The following is a 16633-nucleotide window of genomic DNA, read 5'->3' as shown; positions in this document are numbered from 1 at the left end:
GTGAAATGGATAAAACAGAGAAAAATCAGATAGTAGATAGCGACATTGCACAGTTATTACTAAAGCACAGGAAAGCTCGTAACTGGACGGTAACGGAACTTGCTCAACGCTCAGGCGTCAGCCAGGCGATGATTAGTAAGATTGAACGAGGCGTCTCCAGCCCCAGCGCGACTATCCTAAGTCGGTTAGCCAACGCCATGAATATTACGCTATCAAAACTTTTCGCCGAGCTTGAGGAACATCAGAATTCGCTGGTTCGTTTCGCTCACCAGCAGCAGCATTGGAGAGATGAACAATCAGGCATTATTCGTTGGACATTGTCTCCGGCGGGCGCCAGTCCGGAACTGATAAAAGTTGAAATCCCTGCAATGGGTCAACTGACGATCCCCGCCTCCGCTATTGAGCATCTTTGCGGGCAAACACTTTGGATGCTGAGCGGCAACCTTGATTTTAGGGTCAATCATCAGACTCATCATTTGCAAGCGGGTGATTGTCTTGCTCTTACCTTTGCAGGCGAGTGCCAAATGACTAACCCGGATAGCGAACAGAGCTGTACATACATCGTTGCGTTTAGCCAAAAAAACAGATGATATTTCCCCTGGCAAACGGTTAGACGCCATTCCCTTTACGCAGGTGCAGCAGGGGATAAGGTCTTCCCTGACTATCCTGCCCGGAGCGCCCTGAAACCTGGAAGCCCATATGTTGATAAAACCCGACGGCCTGTTGGTTTTGTTCATTGACGTCGACGCTTAAATCAGGATGAAGAGCAAGGGCATGGGATATCAACAGTTTGCCGACGCCAAACCCGCGAGCAGCAGCATCTACGAACAGCGCCTCCAGATGACCATCATGTAAAAACATAAATCCGAGTGGCTGGTCTTCATCATTTGTCGCTACCCATACAGGGGTTTCTGAAAAAAAACCGACCACCTCTTTTTCGATCTCTTGCCGGTCATGTGTTGTCAGAAAATCATGCGTAGCATCTACAGAACTTTTCCAAATTTGGATGATGTCTTCCGCTTCAGAAGGTCGTGACATTCTGATTTTTATCATTTTATTTTCCTTAAAGTGGACATGGTTTGGGGTAATTACCTACAAAAATAACCCCATTAATTTACTATGGTGTAATTAAATTCACAATAGTGATGATGTCGCCATGTCTATCGTTGCTAGACTCACTTTCAGGTGCAGAATGCCACGACCGGCTCTGGCCAGATAGCGCTCGAAATGGCGTACAAGCCGTTCGAGCGTATGGAAAGCCGCGATGAGTTCCGATTTATTGTTGTGGAGCTCACCCTATGCATGTCCTCAAGGTCGTAGTCACTGCCCCGGCTATGAAGCAGACTCGCTACAAGATAGTCGAGTAAAGGGCAATGGATAAGGCCTTTCAGGCCGATGCGTTCTACTGACTCAGAAATCTTTTTTACGGAAGCTATCGCGGATGGCGTCCCCCATCAGACAGGTCAGGTTCATCCAGGTAGGCTCGACTGCGAAATTCGCCATGTTTCCAGCCATATTGTCGAATGCTCGCTTGTTGGTGTACAGCATGTGCCCTGGTGACATAAACTTTGCCTCCATGATCGATTTCTCAACGTTCTCGTAATTGAGTAGGTTGCCAAAGTTGCCGCGACCAGAAACGAACGTCTTGCCTGCCTCATTTCCACCCCAGGTAAGATAGGGGTTGAGAAAAATGAAGGACGGCATGCTGTTGATGGCGACCGCACCATATTCCAGGTCAGACACCGCTTGCTCGAGTAATTTCTGATGGGCCTTTCTGGTGTCCTCATCGATAAGTATCGCACTGGCGAGCGTGCCCAGGAGCTGGGTGTTGGCGAACTTGACGGCGCCGGGGAGGAAGTGCGCGGCATTGGCTGGCAGATCTAGCGGCACCTCAGCGAGCACCAGGCTGAACGCTTCATGTGAAGTGGCGTAGCCACCGGGCTCAACGTCTGTTAGTAATATGACGTCGGAATGCGGATACTTGCCGCCCTCGGGGCTCAGTACTACCGCATCGGGATAGGCCTGTCGAAAACCATCCACGACCTTGTCGGCGCCGGGGTAGTACATACCCATGGCCGGAGTAGTCTCCGAGATAGCGACCCGCAGCGCGTCGAGGAATTCCTTGCGCTGCGGCCAGTGTTTGCTTGTCACCAGAGTCTGGGGACGACCGCAGTTCGCGCCACCATTGAACTTTGCCATGGTGGCTATCTGCACTGCCTGATGCTCAATTTCCTTCTTTGTCCATGGCCGGTCGCCCGGCACGATGATGCATGGGTTATTGCCGCCGCATTCGGAGATAAGCGGCGTCTCTGTCGCTGACATGATAGCCTCGGCCGTTGCGGTTCCACCTGTAAAGTAGATCCGGGAGAGGCGGGGATCTACTGTCAGGTCTTGTCCCCGATCGGCATCGCAGAAGCTCAGAACGCGCCGATCGATCAGCGGCTGCATGATCTTCGCCCAAATCCTGTCGGTTTCTTCGTTCAGGTGATGCGGTTTGTGTACGACTGTACAGTTCTCGAAGAAGATCGCTTTCAACACCTCGAGCGCTGAGCTGTAGTTGCCGGCACCCAGCACGGCAATAATACCCGCGGGCTTTTCCATCGGATTGATTTGTTTCGGTGCGCCTTTCACACGGATGCGACTCTTCTGATCCGCGTACATCAACTTGTCCTTCCGCTCCTGCGGAAAGACATAAATGTCGTAGAGATCCTCACTCACTTTTTCCACGCTCAGCGGCTGTGGCATCTTGCCGTCGAGAATGGATTCATAAAGGATGATGGCTGCCAAGACGGTAGTCGCCATAGGAACGACGGTAGCAACCTTTGACATTGGGTATGAAAAAAGAGGCGCACCGAGGATGCCATTCTTCATCTTGCTGTCGGCGAAGGCGAGGTCATCACCGTACTTCTTCAGGTTTGCACGGATTTCCTCCAGCAGATGCAAACGTTCTGCGGGAGATGTTGTAGTCCATTTTTGGGGATCCAGTTGGTCGATAGCTTCGGTAGCATTCATTGGGATTTCTCTATTGTTCAGATTGGACCGTCAGGACTGGTGGAACGTGTCCTGGCTGGTGTGATGTTTTCATCTCACTATAGGAAGCAAGCCGCGACAACGCTCTGGCAATCCGCGCCAATTTTAATGCGAGAGATGCCAGCACAGGGAGTGAGTCGCGGATGTTACAGGTTGGCGCAACGTGCAGTCATTGTGGCGCGGTTTGACGGGGGTTAAGCGCACGACTGCTCTATACTCTGAGCGTCGGTTGAATGAGCAATAGTGACGGAGTGCTGAAGGTGCAAAACAAAACTTTTCCCATGGATATTGGCTGGCTGGCAATACTGAAGGACTTAGGTGTTCAGCCTGGCCATGTATTACGCCGGGCCGGCCTTCCAGACGATTTACTCTCCCGTACAAGACAGGGGCTTTCTGGCGAAGACTATTTTCGTTTCTGGCGCGCTTTAGAGGCTGAGGCAAGTGATGCCATGTTTCCCTTACGCCTCGTCGAGACTCTCTCGGCTGATTCTTTCAACCCACCGCTGTTCGCTGCCCTGTGCAGCACGAATCTGGTACAGGCTATGCAGCGCCTCGCCAAATACAAGCAACTTGTGGCGCCCATGAGCCTGGAAGTCAATACGGGTGACGCAGGCGAGCTGGTCGTGACGCCTCGCTGGTTGTCGATACAAACCGCGGTACCTCACTCGCTGCAAGTGGCCGAGATTGCGTTTTTCGTGCGACTAGCCAGACTGGCTACCCGTGAGCACATTAAGGCGCATCGCGTTATCCTGCCGGAACTTCCGTCCAGTCGTTATCTCCGGCGTTACGAGAATTTCTTCGGCGTACCTGTGCAAAAGGGAGAGTATCCAGCAATCGCTTTCGCCGCTGTGGATGCTTTGCGTCCATTCCTCACGGTCAACGAAAGCATGTTTCACGCGTTCGAACCCGATCTTCGTCGACGGCTCAGTGAACTTGATTCGACGGCGTCGACGGCGGAACGCGTGCGTGCTGTCTTACTTGAGCTGTTGCCTGGTAACGCGGCTACCATTGAGAAGGCCGCGGAACGACTGGGTTTGAGCAAGCGTACGCTTCAACGTCGGCTTGAGGAGGAGGGGGAAAACTTTCGCGCCCTGGTCAATATGGTGCGGGAGAGCCTTGCCCGACATTATCTGGCAAATACCACGATGTCCGGCGCAGAGATCGCTTTCCTCCTTGGATTCGAAGATCCCAATTCCTTTTATCGCGCATTCCAGGGGTGGACTGGAAAAACACCTGACAGCGTCCGTCATGCCATGCGCTTGAATTGAGGAAAAACACACCATGTCTAAACTTACCGAACAACGGAAAGTCCTGCTTGCTGGCGCCACAGGGCTGGTGGGCGGCTATATACTTCAGTCCCTGCTGGCAGGTCCCTGAGCGGTACAAAAGATTTTCACAAAGTCGTCCTGCCAAAGAAGGCCTATTTTGATGTCAATCCAGACAGCGTCAGATTCCAGGGAGAAGCTAAGCCTCCCCCTGAATTCACCCTCAGGCGTTAGCCGCCGCCTTTAACCGCGCCTTCATCAGACTATAGGTCGTCCAGGCGTACCGTTCCGCCCAGTCCTGGTCGGCAATGGCCTCGACCTTCACCGCGCAGTACTTGGTTTCCGGCGTTTTCGAGATAGGATCCAGATTATCCTGGGTCAGCTCATTACAGGCGCCGACCCACCACTGGTAGGTCATGTACACCGCGCCGGGGTTGATACGCTCGCTGAGATCGGCGCGAGTCATCACTTTGCCGCGCCGCGAACTCACCCATACCAGCTGACGATCGGCGATACCTGCCCGCTCGGCATCGGCTGGGTGCATCTGTATCCGGCCCGGTTCGTCCGCCAGCGACTGCAGCGCGGCGCAGTTGCCGGTCATTGAACGGCAGGAGTAATGTCCGACTTCGCGCACCGTGCAGAGCACCAGCGGGAAATCATCGTCCGGCGTTTCCGCCGGCGCGCGCCACGGCGCGGCGAACAGTTGCCCTTTGCCCGATGGGGTATCAAAGTGATTATCCTGATACAACCACGGCGTACCGGGGTGATCGAGCGTCGGGCACGGCCACTGCACGTGGCCCATATCGCCCATTTTCTCCCAGGTTACGCCGTAGAACAGCGGGCAGAGTTCGCGCATTTCATCCCAGATTTGCTGGTTACTGGCGTAATGCATTGGATAGCCCATCTCGCTGGCCAGTAGGCTGATAATTTCCCAATCGCGTTTCACGTTACCTGTGGGCGGAATAGCCTGCTCGAAACGCTGGAAGCCGCGGTCGGCGCAGGTAAAGACGCCGCCGTGCTCACCCCAGGACGTCGCCGGCAGCAGTACGTCAGCCACTTCCGCCGTTTTGGTCATAAAGATATCCTGCACCACCACGAAATCCAGCGCCTCCATCCCTTTGCGTACCAGACCCAGGTCAGCCTCGGTTTGCAGCGGATCCTCGCCCATGATGTAGTAGGCTTTGATTTCTCCCGCCAGCGCTTTATGCGGGACTTCGGTGATACGAGTGCCGATTTGCGTATCCATCAGCGCCGGATCGATGCCCCAGGCATTGGCGAATTTGACGCGAACCGCGGCGTCGGTGACATCCTGATAGCCCGGGAACTGGTTGGGTAATACGCCCATGTCGCAGGCGCCCTGAACGTTATTTTGTCCGCGAACCGGGCCGACGCCGACGTTAGGCCTTCCGAGGTTACCGGTCAGCAGCGCGAGGCTGGCGAGACCACGAACGACATCAACCGCCTGGCCGAATTGGGTTACGCCCATTCCCCACATAATGGTGGCGGAAGGGGCGGCGGCGAAGGTGCGCATCGCCCGCCGGATAGCCAGCGCCGGGACGCCGACCAGTGCTTCCACGGCTTCGGGAGAGTAGTCTTTCACCGCTTCGCGGTAGGCCTCCAGCCCTTCGGTATAACGCTCAACGTAATCGTGGTTGTAGAGATCTTCCTCCAGCAGGACATGGGCGAAGGCGTTGACCAGCGCCATATTGCTGCCGTTGTTGAGTTGCAGATGCTGGTCGGCGATGCGGGCGGTTTCAATGCGCCGCGGATCGCAGACGATGATTTTCGCGCCGTTATCGCGGGCTTTGAGCACCCGTCGCGCCACGATAGGATGAGAATCGGCACAGTTGTAGCCAAAGACCAGCAGGCATTTTGAGTTCTCGATATCGCTTATTGAGTTACTCATCGCGCCATTGCCGAGTGAAGCCTGCAGCCCGGCGACCGACGGCCCGTGGCAAACGCGGGCGCAACAGTCGACGTTATTGGTATTGAGTACCGCTCGGGCGAATTTCTGCATCACATAGTTGGTTTCGTTACCGGTGCCGCGGGACGATCCGGTGGTCATGATGGCGCGCGGCCCGTACTTGGCTTTGATCTCGCTGAGCTTAGCGGCGGTGTAGCGAATCGCTTCTTCCCAGCTGACCGGGGTGAACGGGCCGCCTTTCTGATAACGAATCATCGGTTGCTTGAGGCGAGGCGTGAGAAGCTGCGTGTCATTGAGGAAATCCCAGCCGTAGTAGCCTTTCAGGCATAGCTGGTTTTGATTGGTGACGCCGTCGGCGGCTTCGGCGCGAATGATTTTATCATTTTCGACAACCAATTTGAGTTTACAACCCGCCCCGCAATAGGGGCACACGCTGGTAATTTTATTCATCAGTAACAGACCTGTTAACAGTGAAGATAGGGCGATAGCGCGCCGGGCCCGGCAGGCTACCGTCAGCAAACGCGCGACATCGAACGTCGTGCGATGCAAATCGATTGCATAATGCGTGCCAAAGTGAAAATAGCGCTGATGACGCGGGATGAAGGTGATGAAGACGTGGGAAAATCACTGACGTCGTCACAAGTGACGATGACGCGGGACGCCGTAGCTGACGATCGCCCCGCGGGGACTGAGGTTAAGCGTTAACTTCCATATTTTGCTGCAGTTGGTTCAGCGTCTCTTGCGACATGCCGGCCTGCCGCGCGGCGGCGCAGATCGCCTGCCAGCTACTGGCATCGAGCGGAATACCGTTTGCCAACCGCTGCTGACGATTGGCCGCTTCCCACTCTCCAGGCGCCAGAATAGGCGTATCGGCATCATGCGGCGACTGTTTACACCAGTCGATAAAGGCCTCGGTTTCGCGCTGCATCTGCGGCGCATCGAAGGCTTCAGGGCTGAGAATAATGGTAGTCATGCAGTTGAAGATGGCGTCGACGCAGCCCTGCAGGCTGTCCTGATGGGTCGTTTGCCCGCCTGAGACCGCACCGCCGAGTACTTCGCAGAGCGTCGCCAGGGCATAGCCTTTATGTTGAGCAAAAGTGAGCAGGGCGCCAAGCGGCGAGGTCTGCATCACCGCCGGATCGGTGGTCGGTTCGCCGCGAGAGTCAATCAATGAGCCGGCAGGCACCGCTTCGCCTTTATGCCATGCGACGCGGGTTTTGCCAAAAGCGATGGCGCTGGTGGCGTAATCGAGCAGCAGCGGCGGATGGCCTTCACGCGGGAAGACCACGCAGAGTGGGTTAGTGCCGAAGCGACTATCTTTGCCGCGAAATGGCGCCACCATCGGGTCGCCGACGACGCTAACGAAATGAATGGATATTAACCCCTGCGCCGCGCATTGTTCCGCCCAGTAACCGATGCGCCCGATATGGTGAGCATTGCGCAGCGCCACGGCGGCGAGGCCGTGCTGTTTGGCTTTTTCAATCCCCAACTGCATGGCTTCATGGGCAACGACCTGGCCAAAACCGGCGTTGCCGTCGAGGGTGACGACGGCGCCGGCGTCTTTCATCACGCTGGCATGGCGGTTAAGTTGCAAAAAACCTTCGCTATGGGATTTTACGTAGCTCGGGATCATGCCGACGCCGTGGGAATCGTGTCCGGCAAGGTTGGCGGCGATCAGGTGGTCTGCGACCAGCGCGGCTTCGGTTGGCGTACTGCCCAGTTGCGTGAACAGGGTAGTGACGAAGTGGTGTAGCTCCGTGGGGCGAAATCGATGTCCTGTAGGCACGGATAGTCTCCTCGATGTATGTTGTTGTTTTGTTGCGTTTGCCGTTCCATGCTGCGCCGCAAGGCGCAGAAGATCAAGGAGCTAGCAGTAGAATTTAGGTTTAGACATAATAAATCGGTATGCTTGTTCGTGTAAAAAATAACCGATATATCATATGGATACGATCTTCTTAGCAAAGTGTTATTTAGAGAAGATAGTAAATAGCGATACCGCCTTTATTTCTTGAGGCTTTATATCTAGAGTTATATTTGTGACGCATTAAATGCGCACCAGGCATTCGCCTGCATACCAATAAATATGCCAGAGTATTTTCTTAATAGCATGGAAAACTAACATTAATGATATTCTACTTTATCATATAGAGGTTTATTATGCCGATTTCTGCACAGCAATTATCTAAGGTTGTTATTAATGAGTGGGATAGATGGGGAACCTACCCAGGAACGCCGAATTTAAAATCCCAACATTTGGAGTCACAGGCTAAGTTCTCGCCTATTGTTCATCAATACTGGCAATCTATAGGTGCTGATTTGGACGGTACGAGCCCTTATGCATGGTCGGCTGCTTTTATTTGTTTTTGTATAAAACAGATAGGCTATACTGGCCATGATTTTCCACTAAAATCGTATCATTCCGAATATTGCGCCTATATCTATGCGGGGAAATATCCAAAATTTTCATTGTTAGATCCAGAACTTACCCCGGTGCAAGTAGGCGATATCATTTGTAAAAGACGGCCTGATGCAAATGGCAATTATCATGAGCCATTAACCTACTATAGTGCAATTTCTTTTTATAATAACATTCTTGTTGACGATAGTAATAATTTTGATTCTCACAGTGATATTGTTATTGAGGTTAACAATGGTACGATTTTAGCTGTAGGGGGAAACGTTAGCGATGCAGTTGCTTCATCAACCTATGATCTGACAAGTAATGGCGGACTGAACATGAATGATGCTCCTTTTTTAGCTATTATTAGAATAAACTCATAATAGAGCTAAGGTAAATGACAGGAGAGCATCAATGATGTTCTCCTGGTTTATATCCTAGTTCAGTTTGGTTTCGCATTTTTTCATTTCATTCAATAGCTCGTCGGTTTCCGCTTGAGACATGTTAGAGCCACTATTTTTATTATTTTTTGTAATGACAGGGGGTGGCATTTTATATGGGTTGTTAATAATGGCGATTAAACCAGAAATATCGGGGGTGCCGAGTACCATCGAATATTGCAACTGTCTTAACTTCTCTCTGACATTAGTTAATGAGTCCAGTGCTGCGTTACGAATGGCATGGTTATCAGGAAACCTACGGTCTTTGAAAGGAAATGTTGCCATATATAGACACTGCATCGCCTGAGAAGCCAAATCGTAATTATGCGATTGCACTTCAAGGCGGTATCGCTTGCTGTATAGGGTACCTGCCGCACCCACTGACGCGCCGGCAATCACCGTCTCAGGGGATTTAGTGGCTAGTCCGACAGCACTGGCCAGTAATCCGTAAAAGGTTATTTCATCTGCTGTTTGCGACTCCAACTTTTTGGTATCGGCAACGTGCTCCCATTTTATGGCGAAGGCTTTATATGCACCAACTACCTTTTTAAAAGAATCTAGACCATCGGCATAATTATGACATGTACGAGCGTTCTGAATACACTCTTTATCGGCATCAATAATCGGAACCGGGAGTGGTGAGCTGCAGGAGATAAGCATTGATAACCCGGACAACAACCAGTATTTCATAGTTAATGATGCTTGGTGGGGAGTAACGGGAATCCCGGAGTGGCTTTACCGGGCCAAATTTCATACCTGACGGCAATTTCATCAATTCCTCCATGTAGCGGATTTCCGCCTACCCCGAGCGCCTCTGCTGCAGCGATGCTTAATTCACCAATACCATTGCCGCTACTATCTGCAACCACACAATTTATAGATTTATCTTTCCATGTTACTCTCGCCTGGCATCCAATCACTGTGCCTTTTGTTTGCGCGATCACTATCATTGGTACGGCAATGTAGAGAACTGTCGCTGCATCGATATAAGCTTTGGGGTCATCTAATGAAATATGTTGATAATGTAATGATGTTTTAGATGCAATAATTCCTTGCGGAAATATTTTTGGTTGACCATTGCCGTCTAAGATGGCATTAACTCCACTTGTAGGGTTTATTTTGTGGAATACACCATTGGAATCTATTTTTAAATTAAGGTTAACTAAACGATCGCTGCCTATTTCCTTAAACTGGTCATTTATTTGGTAAGCGGCGGGAAAACCGTTTTGCCCATTGGCGCCATCCGCATCAATACTGGCATCCGCCGTATAATAGACATACTCTCCTTCCTCAGTATTTTCAAGGTGTATATCAACCGGAATTTTGTGCTCTTTATGGACGACATAAAGTGTACCGATAATAGGCATGAGATTTGCTCCAGCTTAAATAGAGATAGATGACTTGTTAAAAGTAAACGGAATTGCACGCGCTTAAAATATTCAACATCAACAGACTGATAGCCGCAAATTGCTATCATGTTATTTATAAAAACGGTCAACGAAAAATACGGCAGATAAAAATGTTATTGTCGATTAAAATGAGTCTGGCACAAAAGCAAGAAAATACAATGCTGGCCGGTAAAAATAATTTCGCATAGTAACTTTATGTATTTATAAGAAATTACCATGATGACTGTATATGCTCGTTACTGAGACCCGCAGTTAGTGGTCGACTATAGGCGCTGGATAAACAGGCTTCAATACGCAGCATTAATCTGTGACCTCGCTCGCTGTTTTCACTACTCGCTGAATAAACTCCATAAACACCACTTTTTAAACTACACCACTGTCACAAAAGCTATAAAAAACCCGGCCCATGCGTTGCAGAGGTTGTTACAGCACTATATGTTAAATTTGTGTTTAATTATTGATGCTTAAGGGTTGATTTTATGTATAAGAAAATCGGTGGTTTAGTGGTTTCACTGACGACAGTCTTCTCGTACTCCTCGCTGGCGGAGGTGCCGCAGGGCTACCCGGCAGATTATCAAAAGGTCGTTGATGCCGGGGTGAAAGAGGGCAAAGTCGTGGTTTATTCCACAACGGACACCAAAGCGGCGGGGCCGTTAATTAAAGGCTTTGAAGCGCAATATCCTGGGATTAAAGTTGAATATAACGATATGAACAGCACCGAGCTGTACAACCGTTATATTAGTGAACAAGCTGCCGGCGGCGGGAGCGGCGACGTGGTGTGGAGCTCTTCCATGGACACGGCGCTGAAATTAGCCACCGATTATGCGCAAGAGTACGCTTCGCCGGAAGTCGGCAAGCTGCCGAAATGGGCGGTCTGGCAGCAAAAAGCATACGGCACAACCTATGAGCCGGTGGTCTTTATCTATAACAAACGGCTGATCCCACAAAATGAAGTGCCGGATTCACATACCGCATTGGCCAAACTTATCGCCGGGCAGGCTGATAAATTTAAAGGCAAAGTCACCACCTACGATATCGAGAAATCCGGGCTTGGTTTTATGCTGGCGGTGCAGGATAGCAAGGCTGACGGCAATTACTTTGCAGACCTGGCGAATATCGCCAAAGGCGGCCTGACGGTGCAATCCTCTACCGGCACCATGATGGAGCGCGTCTCCTCCGGTGAAAACCTGATCGGCTATAACATCCTCGGCTCCTATGCCGAAGCGCGCGCTAAAACCGACCCGTCATTAGGTATTGCCTATCCGAAGGATTACGTGCTGGTGCTGTCCCGCGTCTCATTTATCACCGCGGAAGCAGGGCATCCTAACGCGGCGAAACTGTGGTTCGACTACGTACTGTCGGAAAAAGGGCAAACGATTCTCGCCTCTCAGGGTGATATTCCATCAATTCGCAACGATATTGAAGGTAAAAATGATATCGACGGAATGACGAAATTACTGGGCAATGCCCTGAAGCCGATTCCGGTGGATGAAAGCCTGTTGCAATATCTGCAACCTAAACAGCGTCTGGAATTTATTAAGCAATGGCGTGCCGCCGCTGCGAAATAAAGTTATGGAATGTGAAAATTCCCCTGGAATGCAGTCGGGGGAATGACCTTATCAGTGTTCAGTAAATAAGTACTCATATCTCTTCTTGATAGTTTATCTCTGCACTTTGCCAGGGGAATTAAAGATGAACATTTTACGCAGAAAGTGGCAGGGACTACCGCGTGGCATGGTGGTATTGATTGCGGCGCTGGTGATTTACGTTCCGCTATTATTTATTGTGGCGCAAAGCTTTCTTTCCGCGCCATTTTTTGCCCGCTCAAAAGAGTGGAGCCTCGAAGCCTTCGCTTTTATTTTTACCGATCCGGATTTTTATCTGGCCTTACGCTCCGGATTTATTCTCGCCTTTGGTCTGGTCATTATCGCGATTCCGCTGGGTGGCATTCTGGCCTTTTTAATGGTTCGCACCGATTTACCCGGGCGACGTTTTATTGAGCCGCTGATCCTGGTGCCTATTTTCGTCTCGCCGATGGTGCTGGGCTTTGGTTACGTGGTGGCCGCCGGGCCGGTCGGTTTCCTGTCGCAGTGGGCGCAGGCGTGGCTTGGTTTTGTGCCGTGGAATATCTATTCGATGTTCAGCATCGTGGTAATCGCCGGTTTAACGCACGTCCCGCACGCCTATCTTTATATCTCCTCGGCGCTACGTAGCGTCGGTTCGGATGTGGAAGAGGCGGCGCGTACCGTCGGCGCCACGCCGCTGCAGGTGATGACCTCGGTGAGCCTGCCGATGGTACGGCCGTCCATTCTCTACGCCTGCGTGCTGCTGTTCTTCCTCGGCCTGGAGGTCTTTGGCCTGATGCTGGTGCTCGGCGATCCGGAGGGCAACATGGTGCTGGCGACCTATCTCTATAAGTTGACCAATAAACTGGGAACGCCTTCTTACCATCTGATGGCGGCGGTCGCGGTGGTGTTAATCTGCATTACCATTCCGCTGGTGATGTTGCAGCGCCGGTTGATGCGTACCGCCAACCGCTTCGTGACCATGAAAGGTAAAGCGTCGCAGTCGCGCGCCTTGCCGCTGGGGAAATGGCGTTGGGTCGCGGGCGCGGTCGTGGTGGCGTGGTTGACCGTGACCATCGGCGTCCCGCTGCTGGGCGTGGCGCTACGGGCCTTTATTTCCAATTGGGGCGTTGGCGTTTCGCTATGGGATGAGCTGTCGCTGGCGACTTTCCGCAATATCTGGCAGCAGCCGAACCTGCTGCGGGCGATCGTCAACTCGATGGCGATCGGGATTATCGGCGGCGCGCTGGCGGTGGTCTGCTATCTGTTTGTCGGTATCGCCATGCACCGCAAGCCGGATAACGTGACGCGTTTTCTCGACTACAGCGTGCTGGTACCGCGTGCGGTGCCTGGCCTGTTGGCCGGTCTGGCGTTTCTGTGGGTGTTTCTGTTTGTGCCGATGTGGCTCGATCAGTCGTTGAAAAACGGCTGGCTCTCGGCGCTGCCGGTCGCCGACTGGCTGCGCGAACACCTTATCGTGCAACTGCGCGCGCTGCGCAACACCATTTTCAGCGTCTGGTTGGCCTATACGGTGGTGTGGATGGCCTACGGCCTGCGCCTTATTTCATCAACGCTCCTGCAGGTGGCGCCGGAGCTGGAGGAGGCCGCGCGCAGCACCGGCGCCTCTCGCGGGCAAATCACCCGCCACGTCACTGTTCCTCTGGCGCGCTACGGGCTTATCGGCTCCTGGCTGCTGATGTTCCTGATCTTTGAACGCGAGTATTCAACCGGCGTTTATTTGTTGTCGCCAGGCACCGAAACGATCGGTTCGATGCTGGTCTCTCTGTGGGCGGCGGGCGCCATTGATATCGTCGCGGCGCTATCGTTTATCAATATTCTGCTGGTGGTAGTCGGTCTGGGTATCGCCCTGCGCTTTGGAGTGAAATTACATGATTGAGTTATCGGTAGACAATTTACATCTGACCTATGGCGACAACCCGGTGCTGAAAGGGGTGTCGATGGAGCTCAAACGCGGAGAGGTGGTGTCGCTGCTCGGCCCTTCAGGCAGCGGGAAAACCACGCTGCTGCGTGCGGTTGCTGGTCTGGAGAAACCGACCGCCGGGCGGATCACCATTGGCAATAACGTGGTTTATGACGGCAGCCCGCGTAGCGAGATCCCGGCGGAAGAGCGTAATCTCGGGCTGGTGTTCCAGTCCTACGCCCTGTGGCCGCATAAAACGGTATTCGACAACGTGGCCTATCCGCTGAAACTGCGTAAGGTGGCCAGCGGCGAGATTAAACAGCGGGTGCAGAGCGTACTCGAGCAGCTAGGTCTGGGACATCTGGGCAACCGGCACCCGCACCAGCTTTCCGGCGGCCAGCAGCAGCGCGTGGCAATTGGGCGGGCGCTGGTCTATAACCCGCCGGTTATTCTGCTGGATGAGCCGCTATCCAACCTCGACGCCAAGCTGCGTGAAGAGGCGCGGGTATTTCTGCGCGAGCTCATTATTAAGCTGGGCCTGTCGGCGCTGATGGTTACCCACGATCAGAATGAAGCGATGGCGATCTCCGATCGCATTTTGCTGCTTAACAACGGCGTGATTGAACAGCAGGGGACGCCGCAGGAGATGTACGGTAATCCGGCCACCCTGTTCGCCGCCGAGTTTATGGGCAGCAATAACCGCCTGCACGGTAAGGTGACGGCGCTGGAGAACGGACGCGCGCGGGTTGAAGGCGCCAGCTGGGCGCTATGGGGCCGCGCGGGCGAGGGGATTAGCGTTGGCCAGCCGGCGACGGCGGTGATCCGCGTCGAACGCCTGCGACTTGACTGCTCGCCGCAGGATAACAGCCTGGAACTTCCGCTGCTGACCAGCATGTACCTCGGCGATCGGTGGGAATATCTGTTCCGCACCGAGGGCGATGACTTTGCGATTCGCGCCTACGGCACGGCCCTGCGTGACGCCGAACATTGTCACCTGACGCTGCCCGCGGACGATGTGTGGATCTTCCCGCAGCGATAAACTTTGCTTAGGGCGCCAGATGACACACCGCTTCGATATTGTGTCCATCTGGCGCAATGACAAAGGCGGCGTAGTAATTGGCGTGGTAATTAGGCCGCAGTCCCGGCGCGCCGTTATCCTTGCCTCCGGCGGCCAGCGCCGCGTGCCAGAAGGCATCAACCTGCTCGCGGCTGTCGGCGCAAAAGGCGATATGCAGCGGCGCGGGTTTATCTTCGCTTTGATAGAGGCATAAAGAGGCATCGTTCGCCCCGGCTAGCTCCGCGCCGTAAGCCGGCTCGCCTTCGCCCGCCAGGGTCACGCCGAGCGGCGCCAGCGCCTGTAAAAAGAATGCCTTGCTCGCGGCATAATCACTGACGCCAAATTTAACATGATCGAACATAAATTCTCCTCGGTATTGGGAATATCTGTACGACATCACCGTGTCGTTAAAATGAGAAGGGCACAGATACTTTTTTAATTAACAACGGTGATTAACTAATTTAACAGCTCGAATTGTTTAATTATTCATTAAGCGAGTATTTACAGGTGCTTAATCTGCCATGTACCATAAACAAAAAATAACAAATGTGATACATATCACCCTTTATTGGCGCTTTGGTAAAACCAAAGGCGCGAAATTTCCGCATGACTTACCGCACTCAGGTTATTAAATGCCCGATCTTATCGTGACAACCCGGTGAATATTTGCGCCATTTTCCCGCGTTACGTTGAGAATCGTCTAATATCCAAACGATAACCCTATAAATCTTATCGCTATTGGCGATTTATTGTACGTCTTATTGGCCAAAGCCAGACGGTCTGTTTCGCAACAGTTCAATGGTATCGGTACCAGAGCGGGATTTGCTGGGCTTGTAAGCGACAAAACAGTATTTTTAATTGACAGGAATGTGATTATGTCGAGCGAGAAAACCAACAATTCAAGGCGTGATTTTTTAGTAAAATCAATGGCCTTGATTCCAACGGTAGTCATCGGCGGCGGCAGCGTGGGCGCCATTGGCGTGGCGGCGAGCGCCACGGCACAGGCGGCCTCCGCACCCTCAGCCGGTGGCAACGCGGCATCCAGCGACTGGAAGCCGCAATTCTTCAACGATCGCGAGTGGCTGTTTATCAACGCCGCCGTCGCTCGCTTAATCCCGGCTGATGAACTCGGTCCCGGCGCCAAAGAGGCCGGTGTGCCGGAATTTATCGACCGTCAGCTCAACACCCCTTATGCTACCGGTTCCATCTGGTATATGCAGGGGCCATTTAACCCCGACGTGCCGAAAGAGATGGGCTACCAGCTGCCGCTGGTACCAAAACAGATTTATAACCTCGGTATCGCCGATGCCGAAGAGTGGTGTCAAAACCAGTATCACAAGAGCTTTGCTGAACTGAGCGGCGAGCAGCAGGATGAGGCGCTCGGTCTGTGGGAATCCGGCAAGGCGCAGTTCAAACAGCTGCCGGCCTCGCTGTTTTTCTCCTATCTGTTGCAAAACACCCGCGAAGGCTTCTTTAGCGACCCTATCCATGGCGGCAATAAAGGCATGGTCGGCTGGACGCTGATTAATTTTCCCGGCGCGCGCGCCGACTTTATGGACTGGGTTGAACGAGGCGAACGCTATCCCTTCCCACCGGTATCAATTAATGGGGAGAGGGCGTAATC

14 protein-coding genes are annotated in these 16633 nt (G+C 52.7%); 7 read left to right on the top strand and 7 right to left on the bottom strand.

The genetic code is table 11. The features are described from left to right. Positions 1–5 precede the first annotated feature (5 nt). Positions 6–590 (top strand): helix-turn-helix transcriptional regulator, encoded by a 585-nt coding sequence (locus PGR23_RS15345; protein ID WP_063411099.1) that lies wholly within the window; start codon positions 6–8, stop codon positions 588–590. 19 nt (positions 591–609) lie between these two features. On the opposite strand, the gene PGR23_RS15340 is transcribed toward PGR23_RS15345, so the two are convergent. Beyond that, complete coding sequence (locus tag PGR23_RS15340; RefSeq protein ID WP_315710157.1) at positions 610–1053, bottom strand: acetyltransferase; 444 nt, start codon at positions 1051–1053, stop codon at positions 610–612. 357 nt (positions 1054–1410) lie between these two features. After that, positions 1411–3012 (bottom strand): aldehyde dehydrogenase family protein, encoded by a 1602-nt coding sequence (locus tag PGR23_RS15335; RefSeq protein WP_396279739.1) that lies wholly within the window; start codon positions 3010–3012, stop codon positions 1411–1413. 278 nt (positions 3013–3290) lie between these two features. Here PGR23_RS15335 and PGR23_RS15330 point away from each other — a divergent pair, with 278 nt between their 5' ends. Further along, positions 3291–4298 (top strand): AraC family transcriptional regulator, encoded by a 1008-nt coding sequence (locus PGR23_RS15330; protein ID WP_075052328.1) that lies wholly within the window; start codon positions 3291–3293, stop codon positions 4296–4298. Between the two features lie 220 nt (positions 4299–4518). Here PGR23_RS15330 and fdhF read toward each other — a convergent pair whose 3' ends face one another. Continuing rightward, the gene (gene fdhF / locus PGR23_RS15325) at positions 4519–6669 is read right to left on the bottom strand and encodes a formate dehydrogenase subunit alpha (protein ID WP_315710161.1); all 2151 of its coding nucleotides are present in this window, start codon (positions 6667–6669) and stop codon (positions 4519–4521) included. A gap of 244 nt (positions 6670–6913) precedes the next feature. Then, a complete protein-coding gene (locus tag PGR23_RS15320; protein WP_015705181.1) occupies positions 6914–8005 on the bottom strand; it encodes a malate/lactate/ureidoglycolate dehydrogenase in 1092 nt (363 codons plus the stop codon). A gap of 371 nt (positions 8006–8376) precedes the next feature. Between PGR23_RS15320 and PGR23_RS15315 the strand changes: the two genes are divergently transcribed. Further along, positions 8377–9000: a DUF2272 domain-containing protein gene (locus PGR23_RS15315; protein WP_080957264.1), complete on the top strand. Its 624-nt coding sequence runs from the start codon at positions 8377–8379 to the stop codon at positions 8998–9000. 54 nt (positions 9001–9054) lie between these two features. On the opposite strand, the gene PGR23_RS15310 is transcribed toward PGR23_RS15315, so the two are convergent. Continuing rightward, positions 9055–9747, bottom strand: coding sequence for a hypothetical protein (locus PGR23_RS15310; RefSeq protein WP_047046589.1), 693 nt, complete (start codon positions 9745–9747; stop codon positions 9055–9057). A 2-nt stretch (positions 9748–9749) separates the two neighbouring features. Further along, entirely contained in the window at positions 9750–10424 is a 675-nt protein-coding gene (locus PGR23_RS15305; protein ID WP_196796339.1) for a hypothetical protein, read from the bottom strand. Positions 10425–10945: 521 nt separating this feature from the next. On the opposite strand from PGR23_RS15305, the gene PGR23_RS15300 reads away from it, so the two are divergent. The 3 genes from PGR23_RS15300 (at position 10946) to PGR23_RS15290 (ending at position 14991) form a co-directional block, all read left to right on the top strand. Continuing rightward, positions 10946–12034: an ABC transporter substrate-binding protein gene (locus PGR23_RS15300; protein WP_315710167.1), complete on the top strand. Its 1089-nt coding sequence runs from the start codon at positions 10946–10948 to the stop codon at positions 12032–12034. 124 nt (positions 12035–12158) lie between these two features. After that, positions 12159–13928 carry an ABC transporter permease gene (locus tag PGR23_RS15295; RefSeq protein ID WP_315710168.1) on the top strand — a complete coding sequence of 590 codons (1770 nt, stop codon included), beginning with the start codon at positions 12159–12161 and terminating at the stop codon, positions 13926–13928. Next, positions 13921–14991, top strand: coding sequence for an ABC transporter ATP-binding protein (locus tag PGR23_RS15290; RefSeq protein ID WP_047050603.1), 1071 nt, complete (start codon positions 13921–13923; stop codon positions 14989–14991). The genes PGR23_RS15295 and PGR23_RS15290 overlap by 8 nt, the downstream gene beginning before the upstream one ends. A gap of 7 nt (positions 14992–14998) precedes the next feature. Here the strand turns inward: PGR23_RS15290 and PGR23_RS15285 are convergent, their stop codons facing one another. Next, a complete protein-coding gene (locus PGR23_RS15285) occupies positions 14999–15370 on the bottom strand; it encodes a VOC family protein (protein ID WP_020079032.1) in 372 nt (123 codons plus the stop codon). A 511-nt stretch (positions 15371–15881) separates the two neighbouring features. Here PGR23_RS15285 and PGR23_RS15280 point away from each other — a divergent pair. Further along, positions 15882–16631, top strand: a complete 750-nt coding sequence (locus PGR23_RS15280) for a gluconate 2-dehydrogenase subunit 3 family protein (protein WP_161799853.1) — start codon at positions 15882–15884, stop codon at positions 16629–16631. The last annotated feature ends 2 nt before the right edge of the window (positions 16632–16633 follow it).

It is taken from the genome of Klebsiella sp. 141162 (assembly GCF_050600755.1).
GTDB lineage: Bacteria > Pseudomonadota > Gammaproteobacteria > Enterobacterales > Enterobacteriaceae > Klebsiella > Klebsiella aerogenes.
This window is presented reverse-complemented; position numbering and strand designations above follow the sequence as displayed.

Bases quoted from the DNA above. Each gene is read 5' to 3' on its own strand.
- PGR23_RS15335 (WP_396279739.1), bottom strand. From the start codon at position 3,012: ATGAATGCTACCGAAGCTATCGACCAACTGGATCCCCAAAAATGGACT.
- PGR23_RS15310 (WP_047046589.1), bottom strand. From the start codon at position 9,747: ATGAAATACTGGTTGTTGTCCGGGTTATCAATGCTTATCTCCTGCAGC.
- fdhF (WP_315710161.1), bottom strand. From the start codon at position 6,669: ATGAATAAAATTACCAGCGTGTGCCCCTATTGCGGGGCGGGTTGTAAA.
- PGR23_RS15315 (WP_080957264.1), top strand. From the start codon at position 8,377: ATGCCGATTTCTGCACAGCAATTATCTAAGGTTGTTATTAATGAGTGG.
- PGR23_RS15305 (WP_196796339.1), bottom strand. From the start codon at position 10,424: ATGCCTATTATCGGTACACTTTATGTCGTCCATAAAGAGCACAAAATT.
- PGR23_RS15285 (WP_020079032.1), bottom strand. From the start codon at position 15,370: ATGTTCGATCATGTTAAATTTGGCGTCAGTGATTATGCCGCGAGCAAG.
- PGR23_RS15295 (WP_315710168.1), top strand. From the start codon at position 12,159: ATGAACATTTTACGCAGAAAGTGGCAGGGACTACCGCGTGGCATGGTG.
- PGR23_RS15290 (WP_047050603.1), top strand. From the start codon at position 13,921: ATGATTGAGTTATCGGTAGACAATTTACATCTGACCTATGGCGACAAC.
- PGR23_RS15300 (WP_315710167.1), top strand. From the start codon at position 10,946: ATGTATAAGAAAATCGGTGGTTTAGTGGTTTCACTGACGACAGTCTTC.
- PGR23_RS15340 (WP_315710157.1), bottom strand. From the start codon at position 1,053: ATGATAAAAATCAGAATGTCACGACCTTCTGAAGCGGAAGACATCATC.
- PGR23_RS15345 (WP_063411099.1), top strand. From the start codon at position 6: ATGGATAAAACAGAGAAAAATCAGATAGTAGATAGCGACATTGCACAG.